Source organism: Paenibacillus sp. FSL P2-0121 (assembly GCF_037975345.1).
In the GTDB taxonomy this organism is placed as follows: domain Bacteria; phylum Bacillota; class Bacilli; order Paenibacillales; family Paenibacillaceae; genus Paenibacillus_AQ; species Paenibacillus_AQ odorifer.
The window spans coordinates 4,467,563-4,490,336 of sequence record NZ_CP150245.1 but is presented as its reverse complement, the minus strand read 5'-3'; the positions used below and the strand labels follow the sequence as shown (position 1 = coordinate 4,490,336).

The 22,774-nt window shown below is 42.5% G+C and carries 19 protein-coding genes; 12 read left to right on the top strand and 7 right to left on the bottom strand.

All coding sequences use genetic code 11. The features are described from left to right. The first annotated feature begins 102 nt into the window (after positions 1–102). From MKY54_RS19910 to MKY54_RS19900, 3 genes are all read left to right on the top strand, one after another. The gene (locus MKY54_RS19910) at positions 103–1,278 is read left to right on the top strand and encodes an MFS transporter (RefSeq protein ID WP_076127267.1); all 1,176 of its coding nucleotides are present in this window, start codon (positions 103–105) and stop codon (positions 1,276–1,278) included. 252 nt (positions 1,279–1,530) lie between these two features. Beyond that, the gene (locus tag MKY54_RS19905; protein WP_076127265.1) at positions 1,531–4,701 is read left to right on the top strand and encodes a GNAT family N-acetyltransferase; all 3,171 of its coding nucleotides are present in this window, start codon (positions 1,531–1,533) and stop codon (positions 4,699–4,701) included. Continuing rightward, positions 4,688–5,563 carry an amidohydrolase family protein gene (locus MKY54_RS19900; protein ID WP_076104960.1) on the top strand — a complete coding sequence of 292 codons (876 nt, stop codon included), beginning with the start codon at positions 4,688–4,690 and terminating at the stop codon, positions 5,561–5,563. Before MKY54_RS19905 ends, MKY54_RS19900 begins: the two co-directional genes overlap by 14 nt. A 137-nt stretch (positions 5,564–5,700) precedes the next feature. Here MKY54_RS19900 and MKY54_RS19895 read toward each other — a convergent pair whose 3' ends face one another. Further along, positions 5,701–6,090 (bottom strand): hypothetical protein, encoded by a 390-nt coding sequence (locus MKY54_RS19895; protein ID WP_076127262.1) that lies wholly within the window; start codon positions 6,088–6,090, stop codon positions 5,701–5,703. 275 nt (positions 6,091–6,365) lie between these two features. Between MKY54_RS19895 and MKY54_RS19890 the strand changes: the two genes are divergently transcribed. Beyond that, on the top strand, positions 6,366–6,755 hold the full coding sequence (locus tag MKY54_RS19890; protein WP_036688814.1) for a BlaI/MecI/CopY family transcriptional regulator: 390 nt from the start codon (positions 6,366–6,368) through the stop codon (positions 6,753–6,755). Next, the gene (locus tag MKY54_RS19885) at positions 6,755–8,584 is read left to right on the top strand and encodes a M56 family metallopeptidase (protein WP_076127260.1); all 1,830 of its coding nucleotides are present in this window, start codon (positions 6,755–6,757) and stop codon (positions 8,582–8,584) included. Before MKY54_RS19890 ends, MKY54_RS19885 begins: the two co-directional genes overlap by 1 nt. A 668-nt stretch (positions 8,585–9,252) precedes the next feature. Here MKY54_RS19885 and MKY54_RS19880 read toward each other — a convergent pair. Then, positions 9,253–9,879, bottom strand: a complete 627-nt coding sequence (locus MKY54_RS19880; protein WP_076127258.1) for a glycoside hydrolase domain-containing protein — start codon at positions 9,877–9,879, stop codon at positions 9,253–9,255. A 255-nt stretch (positions 9,880–10,134) separates the two neighbouring features. On the opposite strand from MKY54_RS19880, the gene MKY54_RS19875 reads away from it, so the two are divergent. Together MKY54_RS19875 and MKY54_RS19870 are read left to right on the top strand one after the other, a co-directional pair. Continuing rightward, the gene (locus MKY54_RS19875) at positions 10,135–10,824 is read left to right on the top strand and encodes a copper amine oxidase N-terminal domain-containing protein (protein ID WP_076190699.1); all 690 of its coding nucleotides are present in this window, start codon (positions 10,135–10,137) and stop codon (positions 10,822–10,824) included. Next, the gene (locus tag MKY54_RS19870) at positions 10,811–11,014 is read left to right on the top strand and encodes a hypothetical protein (protein WP_076304548.1); all 204 of its coding nucleotides are present in this window, start codon (positions 10,811–10,813) and stop codon (positions 11,012–11,014) included. The genes MKY54_RS19875 and MKY54_RS19870 overlap by 14 nt, the downstream gene beginning before the upstream one ends. A gap of 77 nt (positions 11,015–11,091) precedes the next feature. Here the strand turns inward: MKY54_RS19870 and MKY54_RS19865 are convergent, their stop codons facing one another. Then, a complete protein-coding gene (locus tag MKY54_RS19865) occupies positions 11,092–11,646 on the bottom strand; it encodes an XRE family transcriptional regulator (protein WP_339187641.1) in 555 nt (184 codons plus the stop codon). 114 nt (positions 11,647–11,760) lie between these two features. On the opposite strand from MKY54_RS19865, the gene MKY54_RS19860 reads away from it, so the two are divergent. Then, positions 11,761–12,342 (top strand): LysE family transporter, encoded by a 582-nt coding sequence (locus MKY54_RS19860; RefSeq protein ID WP_339187639.1) that lies wholly within the window; start codon positions 11,761–11,763, stop codon positions 12,340–12,342. A gap of 17 nt (positions 12,343–12,359) precedes the next feature. Here the strand turns inward: MKY54_RS19860 and MKY54_RS19855 are convergent, their stop codons facing one another. Continuing rightward, a complete protein-coding gene (locus MKY54_RS19855) occupies positions 12,360–13,349 on the bottom strand; it encodes a ketoacyl-ACP synthase III (protein ID WP_339187637.1) in 990 nt (329 codons plus the stop codon). Between the two features lie 435 nt (positions 13,350–13,784). Between MKY54_RS19855 and MKY54_RS19850 the strand changes: the two genes are divergently transcribed. After that, positions 13,785–14,450, top strand: a complete 666-nt coding sequence (locus MKY54_RS19850; RefSeq protein ID WP_081391877.1) for a CAP domain-containing protein — start codon at positions 13,785–13,787, stop codon at positions 14,448–14,450. Between the two features lie 425 nt (positions 14,451–14,875). Here MKY54_RS19850 and MKY54_RS19845 read toward each other — a convergent pair whose 3' ends face one another. From MKY54_RS19845 to MKY54_RS19835, 3 genes are all read right to left on the bottom strand, one after another. After that, positions 14,876–15,982, bottom strand: a complete 1,107-nt coding sequence (locus MKY54_RS19845; RefSeq protein ID WP_076127252.1) for an endospore germination permease — start codon at positions 15,980–15,982, stop codon at positions 14,876–14,878. A gap of 268 nt (positions 15,983–16,250) precedes the next feature. Next, the gene (locus MKY54_RS19840) at positions 16,251–17,420 is read right to left on the bottom strand and encodes a Ger(x)C family spore germination protein (RefSeq protein WP_179088771.1); all 1,170 of its coding nucleotides are present in this window, start codon (positions 17,418–17,420) and stop codon (positions 16,251–16,253) included. 5 nt (positions 17,421–17,425) lie between these two features. After that, positions 17,426–19,006, bottom strand: a complete 1,581-nt coding sequence (locus MKY54_RS19835) for a spore germination protein (protein ID WP_256715792.1) — start codon at positions 19,004–19,006, stop codon at positions 17,426–17,428. A 335-nt stretch (positions 19,007–19,341) separates the two neighbouring features. Between MKY54_RS19835 and MKY54_RS19830 the strand changes: the two genes are divergently transcribed. From MKY54_RS19830 to MKY54_RS19820, 3 genes are all read left to right on the top strand, one after another. Continuing rightward, positions 19,342–20,556, top strand: coding sequence for an MFS transporter (locus MKY54_RS19830; RefSeq protein WP_339187634.1), 1,215 nt, complete (start codon positions 19,342–19,344; stop codon positions 20,554–20,556). A 129-nt stretch (positions 20,557–20,685) separates the two neighbouring features. Continuing rightward, complete coding sequence (locus tag MKY54_RS19825; RefSeq protein ID WP_076182909.1) at positions 20,686–21,411, top strand: LytTR family DNA-binding domain-containing protein; 726 nt, start codon at positions 20,686–20,688, stop codon at positions 21,409–21,411. Next, positions 21,412–22,734 (top strand): GHKL domain-containing protein, encoded by a 1,323-nt coding sequence (locus MKY54_RS19820; protein WP_339187632.1) that lies wholly within the window; start codon positions 21,412–21,414, stop codon positions 22,732–22,734. Positions 22,735–22,774 lie beyond the last annotated feature (40 nt).

Below are 22,774 nucleotides of genomic sequence, written 5' to 3'. Positions count from 1 at the left end.
CCAAGAGGTAGAGGCCTGACTTCCATGCATAGTACCATAAACACAGCGATTATGACGAATCGTATATTGTTTCTGGTTTACTTGAGAGGAGAAGGGAATTTTATGAAATACAGACGGGGTATTATGTTTCTAATCGTACTTACAGGAATGATCTCAATAGCTGCTTTTAATCCGATTATTGGTCCGCTTGCACGAAATTTGGGGCTGAGTGATATTCAATCAGGATGTTTAGTATCGGTGGCGGGGTTATGTTGGCTACTCGGAGGATATTTCTGGGAAAAACAAACGTTTATGAGCCGAAAGTGGCTGCTTGCTTCGATTATGTTCGTCTATATGGCGACACTCATCATTTTTGCACTATTGGCTGATTATGCAGTAAATGCACAGAGTAAAGAGAGTCTGTTTTGGAGTTTCTTTTTACTTCGCGCAATCGCTGGCTTTTTCTTTGGAGGAATTCCGGCATTAGCACAAGCTTATGTTATGGGCTGGAGTACAAAAGAAACCCGTACACAAGGAATGGCATTATTCGGAGCGGCCAACGGTCTTGGTTTCGTAGTAGGACCCGCAATGAGTGGAGGAATGGCTTCACTGGGCCTGACCTCACCAATGTACGCGGCAGCTATTTTATTGTTCACCTTGGCTATATTGTTTCTGGTGTTTATTCCTAAAGAAAAGAATATTGAGATTGAGCGGCAGGCGATTTCACTTTCCCCCAATGATCGACGTATACGCCTCTATTTATGGATTGGACTTTTGCTTTCGTTTGCTCTGAATATCGTGCAGGTTACTATCGGATTTTTTGTGCAGGATAGCTTGGGTTACAGTACTCAGCAAGCCACTCAGTTAATTGGAATGGGGCTGGCGATCTCGGGAATAATGGTAGTGCTCTCGCAAATTGTAATCAGTAAGTATCTCAAATGGCATCCTAAAAAAGTGCTGCTCGTAGGACTCTTATTTGTTGCCTTAGGCTTGCTGGGATTGTTATTGTTCATCAGATTTGCGTATGTAGACTTTACATTCTTGGGTATTGGCATCGGCTTTACACTGCTCGGCTACAGTGCGGGTGCTTCAATGGCGGTTCAAGACCATGAGCAAAGAAGCGTTGCTTCCTTTATTGCGGCCCTGCAAGGTGGCGGGTCATTCATAGGGCCAGTTATAGGTACGGCCTTATACACCGTTAATATGGCGCTTCCTTATTCTATCTGCGTACTGTTGATATGTATTGTAGGTCTCGCTAATATGAAGAAAAGAGCGGCGGATCGTGTGGAGAGTTGTTAAAGAAGAAAGGCTGCTCCTAATAGCAGCTTCAGGCTGTCGAGGGTGACTCGACAGCTTTTTTTGTAGCTTTCTGCTGGCAGTGAGTTTATGTAGAAAATAAGGAGAAAGAGTTTTTTACCTCGTATTGAGCTTCCAGTTAATAGTATAATAAGAACTCGTAGGAGTTATTTCAATATGTTGTAGAGAGGTTATCCAGAATAACTGTATACGAATACATACTCATATTTTTTTGAGGAATAAGGAGATGAAGACATGACTGTAAAAACTACAGCGGAACAAATCCGCATTATCGAATACGATTCTTCTTATGCTGGGGCGGTCGCAGAAATGTGGAACCGCAGCAACGAAAGCTGGGGCGGAGGCACCAATCAAAGAACTGAGGACAGTGTGCGCCGTGAGATGGAGATCTCGTCCAATCTTAATGCCTTTCTTGCCGTTGATGGCAAAGAGGTAGTCGGCTTCTGCAGCTTCGCCCACTACCGTCAAGATGAAGGGGCTTTGTATGTCCCGCTATTGAATGTACGTCCCGATTATCACGGATACAAGGTTGGCCGCAATCTGATTCTGAACGCTGTTCGCCAAACAATAGAAGCGGGCTGGCCACGTCTTGATCTGTTCACTTGGGCAGGTAATACGAAAGCCGTACCAATGTATAAGAAATGCGGATTTTTTTGGGAGAAAAATGAAGATTACGTCCATCTGATGAACTTCATTCCAACAGTACTGCAAACGGAAGCACTTGCTCCTTATTTTGAAGAACTGGATTGGTATGCAGACAGTACCCGTGAACTCCCCATCCAGCCAGATGGCCGCCAGGAGCGTGGCTTTGATTTCTTTGATTACACTTGGCAAAAGGGAGAACTCTCCTTGCGGGCGGAATTCGAGAAGACTGGCCGCGGTCTGACCGCTCTTGATACACCAGACTATGAAATCTCTACGGAAATTGATGATCATGATCTTGTGTTTGGTTCGACCTACAAGATTCGCTATCGCATCAAGAATCGTTCGACGTCTGAGCTGGCCATTGAGATCGAAGGCCAGAACGATAAAAATATCCGGTTTGCTCTATCTGCTGCGCGAACATTAGCACCAGGTGAAACGGTTATCGTGGAAGGTGATTTTGAGCTTGATTCGGTTCGGGAAGAGCAAAATGATAAGAAGACACACCCTGTTGTTTTTAGCAAGTGGATCATCGGTGGCAAGCGTGCTGAATTCCGCATTGGCGTTGCTCCTAAATTCCCACTAAAAATGAAGATAGCGCTGCCACACCGGGAACTGTATCTGGGTCTTCCTTCGGAACTGTACCTTAATGTGGAGAATAATTTTGCTGCAGAAGCAGAATTTTCTTTTGATTTGCCCGAAGACGAATTCCTGATGTGGGCGGATCGTACAGTAAGCTTTACTGTTCCAGCTAAGAGTAAGGCTTCTATTCAAGTACCCTTTACCCTAAATTCATACGGTCTTTATTCACAGGCTATTGAGGTAACGGCCGTTCCGGTTGGAGAGAAGGCAGTCACCTTTATCAGCAAGCTATCCGTTCTAATGAAGGGAACGCATGGCCGCTTTGGTGGGGAAAACGGGGATCAGTGGGTGGCGGTGAATGGCGCCTACTCTATTCATCTTAATAATACCGACAATGGAATGTGGATTGAATATCCCGGCTCGAGCCATAATTTCTGGTTGACCCATCCGAAGTTAGGCAAGCCATTCGCAGAAGAATTCTCTAAGAAACAGGCCAAAGAAGTAAAGATCTATTCTGAAGGGGAGAGTCAGGTTCTCGAATCTCTTTACGAGTCGGAAGAATTCCCGGGTCTTGAGATAAAAAGAGTGGCTAAGCTGTTTGCCAACGGAATCGCTGAGTTTTATAGTGAGGTCTGCAATACCAATAGTGATATCCTGGAAGAAGACATGTATCTGTTGACGAATTTCGGCTTTTTCGGTAAACAGCTCATCTTGCCATATCAGGGCCAATACGTGGACATGGGCGATGCTTACTCAGGCGATCCAAGTCTTTGGGACAGTGCACAAATTACGGAGAACTGGTTGTTCTGCAAGGAAGAGAACGTCACATGCGGAATCTGCTGGGATCCTTCGCTAAAATTGCTTCGTCCGGAATACCCGCTTGGGCTGGAGCATAATCTTGGCCGAATCTCCGCTGGAGATGTCGTACGGACAAAAACTATGGTGTTTGCTCTTAACACCTTCCTTAAGTGGTCGGAATTCCGCGCCTTTGCCCTAAAACAGCAGAATTCGGTCATACCGGTGTTGGATGACCATCTTGAGCTAACGCTCGGCGGTGGAAATCCTTTTGCGGCAGGGGCACTTCATTCCGAGCTAATCGAACGAAAGATGACACCGCTTGATGGAAGCCTTGAATTGTATGTACAGGCTGATGGAGAAGAGGAGCGAAGTGTCGCTGAGATGGAGTTGCAAAGAGGACAAAATTTGCACTCCGCTGGTTTTGAACTCTCTACTGAGGATACAGAATCACCAGAACACAACGAATCTGGCCGTAAGGTCCGGGTCGTCTATCGTGGTGAGGATCGCATTCAAGAGCGAACAGGCCTCTGGTTTCCACAAACGGAAACAAGCGTTGTTTGTGGGATAGAAGAAGGACCTGCGGGTCCCATTTACACAGTGAGCAACGGAGTTCTATCTATTGCAGCTGCTCCTGATTTCGGCAGCGTTGTGCATTCCTTGAAGCACCAAGGAGAAGAGTGGCTGGACAGCACCTTTCCGAAAGCTGAACCACGTTCCTGGTGGAATCCTTGGCATGGTGGACTCGGTGTGGGTATTTCTGGCATAGGCGGATTTAGCCGGTTGCAGGAGCCAAGAAGCGCAGCTTGGACGGAGCAGATGGATGATCACGGCAACGTCTGGAAGGGATTGAGACTGACCACTTTGATGGAGAAGCAGGAAGCAAACCGGGGGATTACGATCAATCAGCATTACCTCATGCTGCCCGGAGTTCCTGTGCTCTGTGTGTTGATTTCAGTAACCAATGAAAGTGGAATGACGCTGCCGCATTATTCGCTATCCGAGGATAGTTACTTTAAGCCTTCACCAATCTATTCGGAAGGCTGGATGGAGCTCCCAGAGGAAGGCAACTTCCCTATCGGGAAGGTCGAAGCCCATCTGGAATCCAAGGGGCTTATCCGAATCGGTGCAACTTCGCGTAAAGACATGCTGCATGTGGTGCATAGTTATCCTAATCAGAGAGCTATGTCTTACGTGAACAATAAGGTATTCACATATGGTGTGAATCACCATCTACTACTTCTGAACGGAGAAACCGCTTGGACACAGCCGACCTTCATGATCATGGGAGAGCTCGCTCTGGATCCAGAGGCAGTTCGTAATCTTATGAAGGTGACCTTTGCTAGTGCTTCTGACAAAAAGGAGACTATAAATGCCAATCATTGATATTCACATTCATCTGTCGGACATCGATAGCTTTCATCAGACAGCACTGGACCTCTCCAAAGTTGATTACACAGCTGCTGGGCTCAAAGCGGAGTTTGACAAGAACGACGTTGTTCTCGGCATTGGTATGGGGGTCACGGAGCAGACGAAGGGAGCCTTCCCTGACTCTGCCTCTCCCAATCCGATGGGTCTCGACTTGGAAGCCAGTGTGCCGCCATTCTTAATGGAATGCGTGGGCATTAATCCGAATATGCTCGGAGGAAAGGATGCTTTGGATGAGCTGGACCGAATTGAGGCACGGCTGCAAGCTCCTGAGGTAGCTGGTATTAAGCTCTATGCCGGGTACTATCATCATTACGTTTATGACAAAATCTACTCGCCGATCTATGAGCTGGCCGCCAAGTACGGCACGCCTGTGGTTATTCATACCGGGGATACGTATTCGATGAATGGATTGCTTAAGTATGCGCATCCGCTTACCGTGGACGAACTGGCGTTCCAACGGCGCGACGTGAACTTTATGATCTGCCATCTAGGCGATCCATGGGTGATGGATGCTGCCGAAGTGGTCGCCAAGAATCCGAACGTCTATGCCGATTTGTCTGGTCTCGTTGTTGGTGACCGGCCTCATTTTGAGCGGTTCATGAATGAACCCCTGTTTATGGATCATTTTCGCCGGGCGTTGGTGTACTCTGATCACTATGAAAAAATGTTGTTCGGTACCGATTGGCCACTCGCGCCTATTGACCTGTATGCGGAGTTCGTCCGCCGGCTTGTGCCTGAGCAGCACCACGAGAAAGTATTTTATGAGAATGCCTTTGCATTATTCCCACGCATCCAGCAGAGAATTGCAGCGCTCTGAGCGGAGCGGGACAGTATATCTGAAGCGCAGGAAAATAATATAATTACGAACAAGCCATCCTTAGTTAGTACTAAAGGATGGCTTGTTTTTACATTTGTATGATGACCATGCCTATTTTTAGATTGAGTTTCCAAATTTTAATCTTCCTTTTCTTTACTTAACAGATCAGCTAGCTCAACCGAATTCTTATTTCTTAAATCCAGCATCTTTTCGCTATTGCTAGCTTTAATCAGGAAACCATCTTTCGTTTTAAAATCCATATAAAGGCTGAATCCGGCCACCTTTGAATTAGCGTAAGTAACAGTCATTCGATAAGTCGGTTCACCCACATCAACAGACCCGCGTACTTTTTTTACAGTTCTTATAGCATCTTCGAAGATTTGAAGGCTTTCACGGTCAGTATAAGTAATTTCTGTTGTTTCGGATGCAAGATTGACACTTACGATCTTTTGCGTGGGTCTGACTAATACAAATAATAAAATTAGTAAAATTATCAGTGAAAATGATAGAATACTAAATTTTTTCATAACCTGCCTCCTTACTTAAGAATAATTCAGACCAATCACTTAGTTTCCAAAATAGTTATAAATTTCAGCTGAGTGTGTGTTGGTTATCTCATTGTTGGAATCTTATAAAAATTCCTAGGGTTCTATTTATTATTTGCTACTGGACTTGTGAAACCTTTATTAAAATAATAAACGTCTAAGAATGTATACATATTTTAGAAATAATGTGCTTGCTTTTTAATTACACGTTTGTATAATGAAGGTATTACACAAATGTATAATAAGGAGAAATATGGATGAATAACAAAATCAAACGCTTGCCAGATGCTGAACTGGAAATTATGCTGGTGATTTGGCGAGCCGAGAGTTGGGTTAGCTCCTCTTATATTTTGAATCAACTGGGGGACAAACGTAAGTGGGCGCTTGCAACTTTGATGACAGTGCTGTCACGGCTGGTTGAAAAGGGCTTTCTATCTTGCGAAAAAGAAGGGCGGAGCAACCGTTATCTCGCTGCAATTTCTGAGACAGATTATAAAGAGAGCGAAGGGAAGTCTACCCTTGAAAAGCTTTTTGGCAACTCTGTGCAGGATATGGTGATGTCCTTATACAACGGGAAGGCGATTGATAAAAGCGATCTTGCTGAGTTGCGGGAAATGCTCGATAGAGTAGATAAGGAGGAATCCTGATGATAACAGGTCTTTTTACAGATTTTCTGGTTATTTCTGTGACCCTTAGTTTAGTTATTATCGGCTTAATCACATTAACTCCCTTGTTAAGAAAACATTATTCGGCTAAGTTGAGCTATTGGATATGGTTGATCCTAACCCTGCGGTTATTGTTGCCGTTCAACTTTTCCTTTACCAATCCTCCCGTGGCGATTCAGCTACCCGAAGGTCAGGCCATAGCAACTGTCTTTCAAAGCTCAGTGTCCCAGAATTTGCAGGCGGATACGCCAGTAATCTCTCAGCCGGTCCAGACAGGGGATGTAAGCCATATCCCTTCTATAATTAATATTTTAGCTTACATCTGGGTTACTGGCGCTGTGCTTTTTTTAGGGTATCATTTGCTGAGTTATTTCTTTTTCAGGAAACAGGTGTTACGTTGGAGCAGCCCTCTTCAGAGAGAGGATATGTTCTCCAAGCTCAAACAAGTCGCTAAAGAAATGCATGTAACAACCACCATTGCGGTTCTGATAAGCAGTAAAGTTCCGAATCCGATGCTAATGGGTTTTTACAAGCCAACACTATTCTTGCCGCATGATCAATATAGTGACGAAGAGCTGGAGTTTATCTTAAAACATGAGCTGGTCCATTACAAAAGGCATGACATCATATATAAGCTACTGCTACTGATTGTGCAGGCACTGCATTGGTTTAATCCATTGGTCTGGTTCATGGCACGCGAAGCTGTCCGCGAAATTGAAATTTATTGTGATGACACCGTTGTACGTAAGCAAAATGCGGCATATCGAAAGAAATACTGCGAAGCCATTTTATCGGTAATGCAAAGTAATGCTACACGGCATGTAGCTTTATCAACGAATTTTGCAGGAGGAAAACACTCGATGAAGCAGCGATTTGGCAGTATTTTAAATATGAAAGAAAAACGAAATGGAGTAGGCGCATTTCTTGCGGTCTTAATGGTGGTTAGTGTAACAGCAGTGCTAGCAGCCTGTACCAACCTAACCGGCCAATCTACAGATACGGCGGCGCTCAAACCAGGTACTATTTATTCCTACAGCTCTAGTGGCGAACAAGTTGTTGTGCATGACGCTGGGAATGCGTATTCCATGGACGAGGATGGTAATGTCTCTGTCTCCTATCGGAAAGGGGAGATCCAAGCGCAAACGCCTTTAAAACTTGATACGACTGGAACAGAAATGGGGATGGGGAGAGCGGATACCGGATTTTATATCTCCGAGGATAAAACTGCAATTGTATATGGATTTGCGGATGGTAAAGAATCCCCTCTACATGTATTAATCAGTGATGACATGGGGAAATCGTGGAATAACTACAACATTGCAGGTGCCAAGGGTTATGACGCCAAGTTCATCGGGTTTACTGACAAACAAAATGGATGGATCGTCTCCGGAGGTTCTGCAGGTGTGGGACGCTCATTAAATTATGTATACCAGACCTCTGACGGCGGGAAGACATGGACGGAGCTTGGAAATCCTAACGATTTATACGCGGAAAGTTTAGCCGGGGCAGGGTTTTCTAACAAGGATATCGGATTCTTAGGGTTCAGATATTATGAAGATAATGGGCCTGTTATTTATTGGACCAAAGATAAGGGACAGTCATGGGAAAAGCTCGTGGTATCCCTTCCGGAAACCTTTAATGAATATCAAAAAACGCCGCTTTCACCTATTTTTATTGGAAAAGAAGGATTGTATCCTATTCTGCTCAGCAAAGAGGGCAACACTGTAGGTACCATCTATCTGTCGAGTAAGGACAACGGCCTGAAGTGGACGTATGATCCAGCATATGATCAAATAGGCGATTCTAAATAGGAGCAAGTGGAGCAGGGGGTGATCTACAAAGATCTCGCCCCTTTTTTATATGGAGAGCGGACGAATTTAATATGTAGCGGCTTTTAATTGTATTTTGTACAGCTATTTTCGCTCGAAAAACTCGCTCATGAAGATAGTTGTATTTTGTACAGCTATTTTTTAGTTTTTTGCCGCTAAAGCTGATAACTGTGATTTTTAATTGTATAGAATACAGTTAAAGTGAGAAGTTAGCCTTTTACAGACGAAATAAGTGTATAAAGTGCAGTTATCTCATAGGTTGCATAAAGTTACAGCGATAAAATATACGGGGAGAGGATAGCGGAAGCAAGCTGCTGTCAGTGAAGAAAGCAAGCTGCTATCAGTGAGGAAAGCGAGTTGCTGTCAGTGTGGAATGGATGCTCGATCGTAATTCGGCTGGACATTGGAAAATTCTATGGATTTTTCTCCGAGGGTTGCCCAAAGAAGACATTAAAGTCGGATAGCTACGATTTATGAATATCTGCTTAAACAAACCGCTACAAACCAAAAACACCAGGCAGAGCTTCTCCATTAATCGGATAATCCATGCCTGGTTGTCTTTTTACTATTTTTATAATAACGAGACTTTATTTGAATCTATCATAATCTGCTTTCGTACGACGCCTCGTCACCGATAAAAGTGGAATAAATTACTTTTTCCAGCCTCCACCGCTATGTGAGGAGGACTCTACATAGTCTACGTTGATTTTGCCAGTGCTTGTTCCTACCTCAGTGTTGAAATTATATTGTCGCAGGTTCCAATCCTCGAAGGTTCCCTGCCAGTCATTATCTACGATGAAGGTGTAACGTGTTGTGGCGGAATTAGTGCCTCGAATATGAGAGCAGACTGCTCGTGATCCGTAGATACCCATTTTATAGCCTTTGGAATTTTTAGTACTGCTGTCTAGCACTGATTTTATGCCTTGAAAATAAGGTACTATATTGTTTGTGATTTCGGTAGAGGTCATATCGCGGTCTATCGCAAAATAAATCGGAGTGCTGCTGGTTTGTCCCAAATCACTTGCTAATCCTACAGCCGTTTCAGCATCTTTAATCCCATTGGCTTTCGTAAAATGATCGAGCGATTTGCTGATTTGATAAAGGGATATGATATATAATCCCCCATCTGAAATCCGTGTAATCTCAGCTGAGGTGAGACCATCCTGGTATCCTTCGACGCGATTCAAATATCGGCAAACGAATGTGAATTTATTATTTTTAAGTGTAGTTAATCTTGCTGCTGTTACATTTGTAGCTGTATCACAACCTAAAGCCATTGTAATTGCCTTCTTTCAATTATTTTGTTTAAGGATTGGCGCCAACCTCCCTATCAATATATGAGAAAATTTTCACAGATTCTTGGGGGAACAACGAAATGAGAGAAAAAGAGGCAGATTGAGAGGAATAATAGAAGGAGAGACTTTGAACTTAGAATTTACTATTATTGTTAACTTATAGGAACATTTGGAATTAAACTGCGTCTATACCCTATGAAGAATTTATGATTTTCTAACATGGAGGTTGATCAAGATATGGATAAAAGATGGTTGCTAGCTCCAATACTTGTTGCATCATTGCTTGCTGCTCCAGTTGCGAATGCGGCATTGCCCGCTTACTTCACTTTCATTATGGATGGAGGCGGGAAAGGTACGAGCGCTGCACTAGTAAAGGATGGGATTACTTATGTTTCAGCCAGTCACTGGGAAGCGGCAGGACTTAAGGTTGTATGGGATAAATCGCATCAAAGAGCGGAGTTTACTGGATGGGGAAAAAAGATAGCCGTTCGTATTGGAAGTAAACAGGGGGTCCTTGATGGTAAATTGGTAAGTGTAGAAGGTGTTCCTTTTGAAATTAATGGTCAACTCTATGTACCTGCCCGTTTTCTTGTAAATTCATTAGGAGGAACAACGGTCAGCTGGGATGCGACGAAGAGGATATATACAGCAACTGGGCTATTGAACTATGCTAGTGCCAGCGCACAATTTGCTGGATCTACTTATACAGTGGATAAAAAAACAGGGGGTTTATATCTAACAGATTCCGCAGGACAAACTCGTTTGCTAACGAACCTTGGTTCGCAGTTATTCGATGCTGTTCAGTTCGATTTTCAGAAGACGCCGAAAGGCCTAATCTATCTGACCGTAACAGATGTTTACGGAGAACCAAGATTTTCTGCTGATTCGGTCCAATCAGCAAGGTTTCCTCATGATGATAGATCGTAAAACAGGTGCCAAAACATTGTTGTACAAGGCACTTCTTGACGTAGAGCAGCAAAAATATGCCGAAACAAACGACCTTCCTTTTTTTGGAGACAATCTGAAATTCCTGAAAAGAGAAGGGGATGCCCTGCTTTTTAATAATGAATATGCAAAAGACGGTAAGGTTTATAAGTTAATGCTGGACGGTTCATAATGGGGAGGCTGAGCGTTATCTCCGCAGGTTATCATAGTAAGATTTGATCCCAAGGTTTAAGAACCTTGGTTTTTTTGCTAACTAGAATAATATAAGATCATGCTTAAACGGGTCAATGATTGTCCTGGATTATAATATACATGGGGTTTGTCTGCGTTAAACGTGATAGAATCACCAGATTTTAATAGATATTCATTATCATTGACACGCAAAGACAATTCACCATCAAATACAGTGATTAATTCTTCAGTTCCTTCCATATGTGGATTGGCATCAAGGTATCCACCTTCGTCTAACTCCACTGTATAACCCTCAAATCGTTTGCTTTCATCAAATGGGAAAGAGGGATATACCCGATATTTTCCGTTGTCTTCAAGCAATGGTTGAATTTCATTTCTTAATATTAATCTTGTGTCAGGTTTTGGATAATCTATCAGCGCAGAAAATGAAGTTTTTAATCCATTGGCGATCTTCCAAATGGTTGTAATGGTAGGTGCCGATTCGCCTCTTTCGATTTGACCAATCATTGTTTTGCTTACTCCTGTTAATTCTGCCACCTTTTCCAGGCTTAAATCTTTACTTCTTCTAATCTTTTTTATATTCTCCGCAATGATTTGATTTATCTCTTCCACGGTAATTCTCCTATTCCTATTTACTTTATAACGACCAGGATATACAATAAAACGCACATAAGGACGTTATAGCGTCTGATAAATACATTATAACATACAACGAGGTGGAATTCAGTGATTGTTTCTTTGTTTTTATATGCATTTGTGGCTAGCTTTACTCCGGGACCCAATAACATTATGGCAATGACTTTTGCAAACCAGTTTGGTTTACGAAAAACAATGAGATTTTGTTTAGGAGTGGGCACAGGTTTTTTCGTGATTATATTGTTATGTTGCTATTTTAATATACTTCTGATCAATTTTATCCCTAAGATTGAATCTATTATGGCTGTGATAGGCGGAGTCTACATGTTTTATTTAGCATTTAAAATTATTACAAGTAAACATCAAGAAAGTGATGGAAGTGGCGATAAACACAACAGTTTTATTGCGGGTATGCTTTTACAATTTATTAATCCTAAAGGGATATTATATGGAATCACAGTTACATCTACATTTAATCTTACCTCTCATTCTTCCTATTTTAACTTATTGAGTTACTCTATAGTCTTAGCTTTCATCGGTTTTATGGGCACTTTTAGTTGGTGTTTATGTGGTTCTCTTTTCAAAAAAATGATATCTAAATATAGAAGTCAATTTAATATACTTATGGGATTGTTGTTAGTGTATTGTGGAGTTTCGATAGTGATAGGATGAATAAATGGAGCCCCATGTCAATAACGCCATAACATTGAACCGGCTTGATAACCTGACCCCAATGTCCAAAATAATAAGTTGTCGCCACGTTTGATCAAACCATGTTCAATAGCACAATATAAGGCCAGAAAGGGACTGCTTGTGCCTGTATAGCCATATTCGTCGGCCACATAAATAATTTTATGTTGATCCAGGTTCAGCTTAGCTTGAAGTAATTTAATATTAGCCAATGTAAATTGTGAAAAACAAAAAACTTGTATATCCTCGAATGTTAGGTGATGTTTGTTCAATAATTCAACAATAGATGCTTCCGCAAATCGTACACTGTCTATTCCGCTGAATCTCCCCCAGTGTAAGTAGCGGTGTTCAGCCCCATCACGCAAAGACTTAGCTAATCCTTGAGCGGGGTACACAATTTCTTCTGTAAAACGGCTGTCCGAAAGATACCTTACGTCAATTAATCCACTCTCTGAATGATCTTTTTCTAAAATGAGGGCTACGGCGGCATCGCCAAAAATTGAATATGTTATTGGATGTGAAGGATCAGCCCATAAATTTAAAAAATCCGAACCGATAACCAACGCTCTATCTCTATCAGGATCATCGTATAAAGTACGAGCAGCCTGTTCAACCGCAATAAACATTCCTATACAATTACCATTTAAGTCATAGCAAAGCGTATCATCTTTACCTTTGATAGCTTTGTGAATAAGCAATGAATTCGTAGGTGATAAATATTCCGGAGTTGAGCTGGAAAAAAGAATCAGGTCTATATCTGCAGAATTCAATGATGCAGCATCAATTGCCTGTTGAGCGGCATTAATCGCCATCGTCAACGAGTTCTCCTTCGTTCCTTCAATAACATGGCGTTTTTTTCTGCCTGTCTTTTTAAGAATCCGCTTAATATCTATACCTTGCTTTTGAAAATGGTCAATAAAATATTGGTTGTTAATCACTCTTTCAGGACAATAAATGGAGACTTGTTTTATCGAGATACCTTCTAACATAGCATGATCACTCCTTGTAATAATTTTGCAATCACATTACATTAAGTAATCTAAAAGTATCTATTTACCTAACAAAGCCTGCTTATTTCTATAAGCTTGTTTGTCCAAAACTTATTTGATGTTATACTTTATGATCTTAACAAAGCATAACATTAATTAGTAAAAAATTCTATAAATTACTATAAATGTAACTATATCGACGCATCTAAAATATCCACTAAGATTAAGTCCACAGCAACCATGTTGCGAGTGGACTTTTTTGCTTTTTATATTTTTGAATTAGAGATGAATAAATCAGGGGTACTTTACAAAAACTTTATTCGATTAAGTCACTACTTTGCCAAATCAGGAGGGGTTCTAATTAAACCATTTATCGTAATAGTAGCGCTATTACTCGTTACTGCTTGTTCGGGTAATAACTCGGCCAACAACCAAATGACAACTCAACAAACGAAGGTTGACAATCATGCTCGTAAAACTACCTCAAGTTCAACTTTAACGCAAGCATCTTCCATTTCCACGGAGAATGCAGGGAATACAACAATTAAGACTAAACAAGTTCCTGGCGATGTAACGAAATGGCTGGATGGGTTCATCCGTACCAATCCACCTACAGGAAGCACAACAGATCAAACAACGTATCCGCAGCAATCGGCGAAACCACAATATTCTGCAAATCCGCAACATTCTGCTGTCCCACAGAAGTCTGCAAATCCACAACCATCCACCAATACATCCCAATCGGTACAGCAAGTATTGGATCTGGTGAATAAAGAAAGAACGAATGCAGGCTTGAAGCCTCTTAGCTTAAATAGCGAACTTTCGAAAATGGCTTTGGCTAAAGCGCAGGATATGTATGACAATAACTATTTTGACCATCAGTCTCCTACGTATGGATCTCCGTTTGATATGATGAAAGCATTCGGGATCTCATACAATTCAGCAGGGGAAAATATCGCCAAAGGTCAGTCGAGCGCAGAAGAAGTAATGAACCAATGGATGAACAGTCCTGGTCATCGTGCCAACATCCTGAATAGCAGCTTCACAGAAATTGGAATAGGTTACTATAACAGCGAGTGGGTTCAAGAATTTATTGGTTAGAGCGAGTAACGTAATAAACTTCACAGGGGTGTCCTAATAAGCTAAAGGTGGCTGTTGGGCATCCCTACTTTGCTTCGTTTGATCCAATAACACTTGCACATACCAAGCCCATCGGACACAGCTGACCTTAAACGCGTCATTGGTCCATATTTTGCATCCTAGCGGACTGTATAGCAGCTATTCCCACAAAAAAACACTCAATATGAGTCTTTTTATATGAGATAGCGTCAGTGGAGTCCTAAACTCTGCTCCACAGGCCAAAAAATTGCAAATAACGTCCTCTGGGTCCGGAAATCTCAGAATCTTCAATCGCGATGGCAAGCAATTATGTTGAGCAATACTTTTGCTGGCGGGCTGGATCCAAGAAAAGAAGAAGCTGAAGTCTGCGAAATGAGATAGGGGATATTGAATCCGTTTAGAACGGGTTATTTTTTGTGTTGATTTATATGATAACGAATAAAAGTGACCAATAGAATTAGAAGAAACGGCAGGATGTAAGCTAGGTTAGTGATCAAGGGCCATGTAGTATTCACGATTTTCTCAAGCTCAGACTCCTGTGTGTAAGTCGTTACAGATAATAGCAGGCAGACAAAAGCAAGTGGGAAAACAATTAAACGTTCATCCTTCAATCTCAGAAGCTCCTTTAGTACTTTAATAAGAATAAGCAGCAGGATAGAAGCCTTGAAATAGAAGCCGATAATGAGTGAAAAACCAATCACGGATTCGATTCTTTCAATGGTTTCCTGAAAATAAATGAGTCTCGCCAACTGATATAATGAATATTTCAAGCTGCCGGACAGTGGTCCCAATACCATAATACTGCTAATGACAGAAGCAATTAACGTCAGGGCATTGATGATGAGTGCAAGATACATCTGTTTTCCCAGTTTAGAATTGTCTTCTTTACGCACGAACGGTAAAATCATCGAAAAAACGATAAGCTCGGAATAGGGGAAGCCATAGACTACATATGCAGCGCTTAGGATAGGCCTAAATCCATCAGGCATGATGGGCAGTAGGTACTCGGGATGATACAACCCTGCTACGAGTATCCAGACTAAGATGATAAATCCGAACATTAGTGACATTAGGACGGCTGCCATGCGTGCAATTACTTCGATTCCAGCTAGAGCTGTCATCGCAATCGTTATAAAAAACATGGTATTTACCGCGTAAGTGGGCGTTTCTTTTAACATCGTACTTTTGAAAAAGGTTCCGATCTCAATTACAATTCCTGCGACATTCCAAAACAGCACACAAGTGAAAGGAATCAGGAGGACGAGGGTCAGTCCGTTTCCAAGTACGGAGCGGCTTTGTTCCACAAGCGAAAGATCTGGCGCTCGTCGGTTCAAATATAGAATACCGGAAAGCAGAGCCATTCCTATGGCAGAGGCGATTAAGAGGGATATCCAGGCTCCGTTGCCGGCAAAGTTAGTTAGTGACGCAGGGACGATAACGATTGAGGAACCGGTCATAAAGAAGAGAAACAGCATGGACATTTGGATCGAACTAACACGTTCTTGCTTATTCATACGTTCCTCCTCATTCTTTAAGCTTATGAAATGGCAGGGTTGATCCAATGGACGATGTGCTCAGCTGGAGCCGTGAATAAATTGAAGATGGAATCTAAATTGGGCCATGGCTTAGCTGCAATAAAGATAAATCCGAGATAAAGTACGGGTAGTAATAATACTCCATAAACTACTCGATCGCGGATGGAGGCTTGTCTAAACCTTGGGATGTCATGGGCTAGCATAGCGGAAGCTAATAAGAGAACGCAGATTATTTTTCCCACCATAGCTACTTCTCCTTTGTTCCAAATATTGTGCCTGAGTTCATTCCAGTGCTTAACACTTTGACATCAACGTTGATATCGAACTGAGTCTGGGCGAATGTATCCTTCCATTGAGGCTCTAGTTGTTTCCACAGCTGCGGATTTTTCCGGTAAATCTGATTGCCAATTCCGAGTGCGTCGATCTTTTTTGTTTTCAAAAACTTGGTTGCGTGCTCAACCTGTTGTTCAACCTGAGTTATGATACGCTGCTCAAAAAGCTTCATGTCCTTATTGTTTTTTAAATGTGAGCAACGTAATTCTCCGATCATTCCTTCAATAGCAATTTTTACACCGACGGACACAGAACCATTTTTTACGATTGGAGTAAGCGTACTGTTGAAGGTAAGCACTTCAAGCGTTTCTTTTTTCCGCAGCGGTACTTCGGTCTCATCCGGGCAAGGAAATTCTAGTACTCCATAGATATATCTATCCGTCAGCATCATGAATGCTTCGGTATCCTTCTCCTTTAGAATGTCAATCATTTTACCGTCATGAATTACAGCCAGCCCAGATATCAATGGTTTATGATCCAAACTGGTCTTATGCAGGTAAGGGATGATGGAAGTATTGGAGGGGCTACACATTTGTATAGCCAGCTCATAGAGAGGAATCTTGGAAGTTTTTGCGGCATATAGAGCACCGCTCGTCTCCATTCTCTTATACTGTTGACCAATGGTCTGCTCGATAAACGGGTTGATATCTAAAAATGGTGCCGCAGATTGCTCAGCGATGAGAGGAAGAACGGTACCACGCGGTTCTTGATCCCTGGAGAAAAAATCAAGTACCTCCCGGATGTTCGTGGTTCTGGCTAGTTGCTCCCCGATTAATATGACACGCATATGATCCCATTTGGCTTTTCGACCAAATTTTGCCGGGATCTCCCTTATTGCTTCAAAAAAGGTTTCTCCACTCGTAACGATATTAATTCCCTTGGACGCTGGATCCCCTGCTTGTCCCATTTCTATTTTGGTGGAAGGATTATAGAAATGTGTCGTGATTACAATCCGATTGTCTTCGCTTTGGTCAATGGCGACCGCCTGCACATACCCATACTCGTCCAATTCTTTATTATCCCAGCATCCGCTAGTTAGAGTGAGTACAAGAAGGGAAATTAGTATGGTAGTAAGCCGCTTCACTATATCTACTTCCTTCCCGAAGTCTTTTTATATAGGTGTCGATTCCGTGGTGAATGAAGCAGCAGTCTTCTCGGAAGTAGAAAAATAGAATCACGTACTCTTTTAAGATCTAACGGAGCTAACGAGTCTAAATACGGTTCTCCTAAAGAGCGCAAGGTAGCCAGATGGAGATAAATTAGAATAAAACCGACCATGATGCCAAGTCCTCCGAATGTTGCCGCGAGAATCATTAAGGGAAACCGTAAAATCCGCAGCGCAATTGCCATATTGTATTGTGGTAGCGCAAATGAGGCAATGCCCGTCAAAGCGACGACAATGACCATGACCGGAGAGGCAATCTGCGATTGAATAGCAGCTTGTCCAATGACCAAAGCCCCAACGATACTGACGGCCGATCCAATCGGTCTGGGTAAGCGTATGCCCGCCTCTCTCAATAGTTCAAAGAAAAACTCCATGATCAAAGCTTCAACCATAGCCGGAAAGGGGATTCCTTCGCGTGTGTTTAGAATAGCAAGCAGCAGAACCGTGGGAATTAGTTCGGAATGGAAGTTGGATAAGGCAATATAGGTACTGGGTAACAGCAGGGCGATGATGAAGGCAGCGACCCTAATCAGTCTTATCAATGATGAAAAAATAGTCCGGTAGTAATAATCTTCGCTATTCGTAAAAAACTCCATGAAATTCCCGGGACAGATCAGAATGGAAGGACTTCCGTTAACCATAGCAATAATCTTCCCGTCTAGCAGAGCTGTTATAGCTGTATCCGGTCGTTCTGTATAGCGGACTTGTGGAAATGGTGAGTAGAGCGAATCACCGATCCACTCTTCGAGATAGGAGACGTCAAGAATTTCTTCCTGATCAATACTTGCTATCCGTTGTTTGAATTGATTTAATGTTTCTGCTTTGACTACTCCATCCAGATAACCATAGGACAACGTTCTTTGAACCTGCTTACCAGAGGTAAAGAACTCGAACTTAAGATTAGTAGATTTCAGCAAACTACGAATAACACCTACATTACGCTCCAAGCTTTCTATAAAGCTGACGTGGGGACCTTGAACAGTAGGCTCTGAAATGGGCTCAGAGGTTTGGCGCTGTTCTACATCGAAGGCATAATAGGCAACGGCTTTTTGCCAACCTGTAAAGAAAAGGACAACTTTCCCATCAAGAATCCCCTTAATGGCTTGACCGATATTGTCCATTAATTCAAGCAGCGGTGATGAAACACCATTTTTTTCAAAATAGGAGATGACATCTTCAACGGTTACGTCCAAGGTGGGACCCAACTCATGCGGAACTAAATTCTGCAAGACATCTTTAAAATAATTTGTAGGGTCAGACTTAGTAAGTGTATTGAAATAGACGGATGAGGCTTCATACTTAAGATCCGGGCCATAATGCCATGGAATAACCTTTAGGTCCGAACAATTGGCAAAACATTTATTAATAATCTGTAAGTTGTCTTCGAGAGACGCAGAGATAGCATGGGAAAAAAGATCCTTCATTGAAAGCTCATTTTCGGCTTCCAATTGAGGGTGCACCTTAGGATTAGACGGAGGTGTCTTGGCGTTAAAAAATTTCCGCATGCAATTCTCCTTAAATAAATGAGATGTTAAGTGATTTTTATCTTCTCCCTTATTTAGGAATTTATTCGGAAGATAGAGATAGATCAAATTTTTCGTAAAAAGAACAATTGGAACTGGCTCAGGGAAGAGATGCGATGTTATAATGAACATAATTTTTTTCAGGAGGTGCTCCTTGTGACCCATTCCATTCGTTTATGGTAATCAGTGGTGCAAGACAAGTGGACTCATTCATTTTTTGAGATAAGGAAATGAGTTTATTTGTGATGTGCCTGTTTCAGTGTGCCTATGCTCATGGAATGAGTTTATTTAAGTTTTTAATCAAAGGAGATGACCTTATGCAAATACAATGGAAAAAAGCCTTCGCCCTTATTTTTAGCGGACAGATTTTCTCGATTCTCACGAGTTCGATGGTTCAATTCGCGGTGATCTGGCACTTGACGGAATCGACAGGGTCAGCGGCAGTTTTGATGATTGCTGGGTTGGCAGCGTTTTTGCCGCAAGCGGTCTTGGGTCCTTTTGTAGGGGTCTGGCTGGACCGTTGGAATCGTAAAATAACGATGATTATTGCTGATAGCGCAATTGCGCTCTTCAGTCTGATATTAGGTATTTATTTCATGTGGGGGGAACCGGGACTTGGCTTTGTGTATGTCATTCTGAGCTTGCGTTCGGCGGCATCAGCCTTTCATGCTCCGGCATTTCAGGCGGCTGTTCCGTTGATTGCGCCTGAAGAAGAATTGACAAGAGTCGCGGGCTGGCAGCAGATGGTGTTCTCTTTCTCGAATGTAATTGGTCCTGCACTTGGGATAGCGGTTTACTCGGCAACTTCGCTTGGGGCAGTATTGCTACTCGATGTGGCCGGGGCTTTGATTGCGAATCTGATGCTGTTCATGGTGAAGATCCATCAGCCTAAAGTGCAGTCTACAGCTGCGCCGTCTTTCGTTCAAGAATTCCGTTTGGGTTGGAACGCACTCATTCAAGCGAAACCCATTGTGTTGATTACGGGGGCTACTGCGGTGTTTAGTATCGCATTTATGCCCTTGGCGACACTGTTTCCTTATATGACATTGTCTCATTTTGGCCGTGGAGGATACAGTGCCAGCCTGGTGGAAGCGGTGTTCAGCATCGGGATGATTTTAGGCGGTCTGCTATTGTCGATGTTCTCATCTAAATGGAGCGACATTAGCTACATGAGCGTAGGTCTGCTAGTCATCGGTCTTACCTGTGTGATCAGTGGTTTGATTGGACCGAATGCATTTGTGATTTTTGCCATTCTCTCGTTCTTGATGGGCAGTGCGGCACCCTTCTTCAATGGTCCCTTCATGGCGATGATCCAACGTTCTTTTGAACCCGAGATGCTTGGGCGTGTCATTTCACTCGTGACCAGCATTATGATGTTGTCTTCGCCAATTGGGCTGCTGTTGGCAGGACCTGTGGTGGATCGATACGGTGTGCAGCTATGGTTCCTCGGTTCAGGAATTGTGGTGATGCTGACCGCTCTGTTTATTTTCATCCAGTTTCGGCGGCTGGCGTCCGCTCTTCCGTTGAATTGACTAGGGTAGAAACTTCCCTGTAAAAAAGAGTTTATAGGCCGGTCCGAGAGGATCGGCTTTTTGGCGGTTCTTCATATTTTTTCAAATTATAATATGATAGAATTACGTTCACTTGGAGGGATACATAATATGAATCTTCACATTGCAATCTGTGACGATCAGAGGCAAGATGCCTCGCGATTGGAAGAATTACTCATGAAGCAGATAACCAGCCTGCAAGGGATGACTGCCTCTATTGAGATATTTGAATCAGGCCAAACCCTGCTTCAGGCAATGACGACTACCGCATACGATATAGTTTATCTGGATATGGAGATGCCCGAGTATAACGGTATAGAAGTCGCAGAGAAGATCCGGCTCAAAGATGCCAGGGTATTAATTATCTATGTCACCAGCCATACAAGTTATATGAGAAGAAGCTTTGCGGTTCATCCCTTTCGCTATCTGCTGAAACCCATTGATGAACATGAACTGCAGACCGCCACAGTCAAAGCCATTCAGCAATGCATGCAAAGAAACAACGTGCTGTCATTCTCAATCCATCATATGAGCTATAATTTAAGGGTAGATGATATTATGTATATCACGGTAGAACGAGGTAAAAAATTGGTCCTTTGTACTGAACAAGGGACTTACTCGTATTATGGCAAACTGAGAGAGTTGGAAGGACAGCTGGAATCACACGATTTTTGTCGCGTACATACGGGATTCCTAGTAAATTGGCTGTATGTTCGTTCTTTAAGCAAAGAACTTATTCAGCTGAAGAACGGGGTGGAGCTTCCCGTCAGCCGCAGTAGAAGCTCTGATTCTTTACGGTCCTACCATGCCTTTATAGAAAAGAGGATCTTAAGATAAATGTCTTTCATCCGGGAGATTAGTCCTTACTTTTTTGGTGTATTTATGCTCGTCCTTATATATGTCCCGCAAGGGGTTACATTTTATATTTTTCTCAAAAAATTCCTGATCCTGAGCAGGAGCAAAAATTCATTTATAGGCTGTCTTATTATCTTTTATATAATTAAATCGCTTACCGCTGCTAGCTTACCTCTAGTAGATTCGGTCATCCTTCACCTGCTTGTGTATAGTCTGATTACTATTTTTTATTTCCGCGGCAGTGTGCTACAAAAGCTGTTCTTTAGCAGTTTCTATACAGTGTTTACGGTGGTTATTGAGATGCTGGTATGGTCTGGGATTCAGCATATCCCACTCAATGCCGAGGGAATAGATACAGTTAATTTCTGGTGGTTATCTTTTGCTTTCCTATTTGTTGTTTTGCTAAGCATCATGTTATGTCTGCTATTGCTGCGGTTGTTCAAAGTGGATACCACAACGTTACTGTCGAATCAGGATTGGGCTGTGCTGAATCTTGTTTCGGCGGGTTCTTTGCTTATTATTATTGTGAATCTGAGACATTCCAGTGATAAACCTTTTGATATTCCGTTTGATTTTGTATTCATCCTGCTTGGGATTCTTGTAATTAATGTGGCTGTAATGTTTATATATCAAAAGTTAATGAAACGGATGCAAATAGAATTGCATAATCATGTGCTTCAGCAGCAAGTGAAGGATTACACGAGTAAACTGAAAGATAATCAGGAAGCACAGCGTTTGCGGCATGATCTGAACCATGTGTTGATCCTTATTCATTCTCTGCTGGATGAAGGAGCTGTACAAGAAGCCAAGCGATATATTGCGGAGCTTGCTTCGACACAGGAGTCAGGAGAAAAGTATATTTCTTCTGGAAATATAGCTATTGATGCCATCTATAATGAGAAGTTCGCCAAAGCCGAGCTACATCAAGTTACAATGCAATCTCATTTTTGCATCCCGCAAGACCTGTTACTTGCAGGCAAAGAGGTTGAAATTGCAATTATTTTAGGCAATGCATTAGATAATGCAATCGAAGGGGTTCAGAGATTACCAGAGTCAGAGCAGAATGTTATTGGGCTGGAAGTGATTTATAGCGACGGGTTATTGGTGATTTCTTTAAAGAATCAAGCATCTCTGCTTACAGAGGACGGGCAGGGCTCTTTTTTGTCCAGCAAGCGGAACTTTGGGCGTAGAGGGTTCGGAATCGAAAGCATTGAGTATGCGGTTCAACAGCTTCAAGGAAGCGTCAGTTTCAGATATGAGAATGGGCAGTTCATGATGTTGGCGGTATTACCACTGCCTGAGTAGCAATCCGCAACCAACTACTCCACCTAACCTGCAAGTTACG

What these genes read in the sequence shown, in the direction of transcription:
- MKY54_RS19895 (WP_076127262.1), bottom strand. Translation starts at nt 6,090, where the DNA reads ATGAAAAAATTTAGTATTCTATCATTTTCACTGATAATTTTACTAATT.
- MKY54_RS19845 (WP_076127252.1), bottom strand. Translation starts at nt 15,982, where the DNA reads ATGAATAAGCAAGAACGTGTTAGTTCGATCCAAATGTCCATGCTGTTT.
- MKY54_RS19900 (WP_076104960.1), top strand. Translation starts at nt 4,688, where the DNA reads ATGCCAATCATTGATATTCACATTCATCTGTCGGACATCGATAGCTTT.
- MKY54_RS19910 (WP_076127267.1), top strand. Translation starts at nt 103, where the DNA reads ATGAAATACAGACGGGGTATTATGTTTCTAATCGTACTTACAGGAATG.
- MKY54_RS19880 (WP_076127258.1), bottom strand. Translation starts at nt 9,879, where the DNA reads ATGGCTTTAGGTTGTGATACAGCTACAAATGTAACAGCAGCAAGATTA.
- MKY54_RS19830 (WP_339187634.1), top strand. Translation starts at nt 19,342, where the DNA reads ATGCAAATACAATGGAAAAAAGCCTTCGCCCTTATTTTTAGCGGACAG.
- MKY54_RS19855 (WP_339187637.1), bottom strand. Translation starts at nt 13,349, where the DNA reads ATGTTAGAAGGTATCTCGATAAAACAAGTCTCCATTTATTGTCCTGAA.
- MKY54_RS19835 (WP_256715792.1), bottom strand. Translation starts at nt 19,006, where the DNA reads ATGCGGAAATTTTTTAACGCCAAGACACCTCCGTCTAATCCTAAGGTG.
- MKY54_RS19850 (WP_081391877.1), top strand. Translation starts at nt 13,785, where the DNA reads ATGACAACTCAACAAACGAAGGTTGACAATCATGCTCGTAAAACTACC.
- MKY54_RS19885 (WP_076127260.1), top strand. Translation starts at nt 6,755, where the DNA reads ATGATAACAGGTCTTTTTACAGATTTTCTGGTTATTTCTGTGACCCTT.
- MKY54_RS19905 (WP_076127265.1), top strand. Translation starts at nt 1,531, where the DNA reads ATGACTGTAAAAACTACAGCGGAACAAATCCGCATTATCGAATACGAT.
- MKY54_RS19875 (WP_076190699.1), top strand. Translation starts at nt 10,135, where the DNA reads ATGGATAAAAGATGGTTGCTAGCTCCAATACTTGTTGCATCATTGCTT.
- MKY54_RS19870 (WP_076304548.1), top strand. Translation starts at nt 10,811, where the DNA reads ATGATAGATCGTAAAACAGGTGCCAAAACATTGTTGTACAAGGCACTT.
- MKY54_RS19820 (WP_339187632.1), top strand. Translation starts at nt 21,412, where the DNA reads ATGTCTTTCATCCGGGAGATTAGTCCTTACTTTTTTGGTGTATTTATG.
- MKY54_RS19890 (WP_036688814.1), top strand. Translation starts at nt 6,366, where the DNA reads ATGAATAACAAAATCAAACGCTTGCCAGATGCTGAACTGGAAATTATG.
- MKY54_RS19825 (WP_076182909.1), top strand. Translation starts at nt 20,686, where the DNA reads ATGAATCTTCACATTGCAATCTGTGACGATCAGAGGCAAGATGCCTCG.